Below are 927 nucleotides of genomic sequence, written 5' to 3'. Positions count from 1 at the left end.
AGAGCGCGTTTGAGATCTGGAGTGCCTCGCCTGGGGCTTGGTCGTTGAGCGGTGTGTGAGTGTTGCCGGGGAGGGTTACCCGTCGGACCTGACGGATCAACAGTGGGCGTTGGTGGAGCCGTTGCTGCCGCCGCCTCGGACCGGGCCGAAGGGTGGACGGCGGGAGAAACATCCGCGTCGTCGCATCGTGGAAGCGATCTTGTACCTGGCCCGGACCGGGTGCCAGTGGCGCTACCTGCCCAGGGACTTCCCACCCTGGCCCACGGTGTATTGGTACTTCACCCGGTGGCACGACGACGGCACAGTGGAGAAGATCCACGATGCGCTGCGCGCCAAGGTCCGCCGGGCCGACGGCCGCGATCCCGCACCCACCGCCGGGGTGATCGACTCGCAGTCGGTGCGCGCGGCCGACTCCGTACCGCAGGCCACCAGCGGGTACGACGCGGGAAAGCGCCAGCGTGGCCGCAAACGGTTCATCGTCACCGACACCCTCGGCCTGCTGCTGGCCATCCACGTCGTCTCCGCCAGCGTCCAGGACCGCGACGGGGCCAGGCGTCCACTGCTGTGGACGCGTCTGGACCACCCATCGGTGCGCCTGATCTGGGCAGACGCCGGCTTCGCCGGACGCCTGGTGGAGTGGACCAACCAGATCCTGTGCCGCACGCTTGAGATTGTCAGTAAACCGCCTGACCAGCGTGGTTTCGCTGTCCAGCCCCGGCGCTGGGTGGTCGAGCGGACATTCAGCTGGATCACCATGCGCCGCCGGCTGGCCAGCGACTACGAAACCAACCCAGCACACTCCGCCACCATGATCCGCTGGGCGATGACCGACGTGATACTCCGCCGACTCACCCGTGGCCAACCCGCGACCCGACCCGGACGGCGACCCCTGCGACGCACCTCATAACCAGATCTCAAACGCGCTCT

General features: G+C 67.7%; 1 protein-coding gene. It reads left to right on the top strand.

Annotation, left to right across the window (positions count from 1 at the left end):
* The first annotated feature begins 16 nt into the window (after positions 1 to 16).
* Complete coding sequence (locus DEH69_RS28270; RefSeq protein ID WP_309302911.1) at positions 17 to 907, top strand: IS5 family transposase; 891 nt, start codon at positions 17 to 19, stop codon at positions 905 to 907.
* The last annotated feature ends 20 nt before the right edge of the window (positions 908 to 927 follow it).

This window comes from Streptomyces sp. PT12 (assembly GCF_003311645.1).
Lineage (GTDB): Bacteria > Actinomycetota > Actinomycetes > Streptomycetales > Streptomycetaceae > Streptomyces.
Note: the sequence above shows the minus strand (reverse complement) of the source record. Positions and strands in the feature narration are given on the sequence as shown.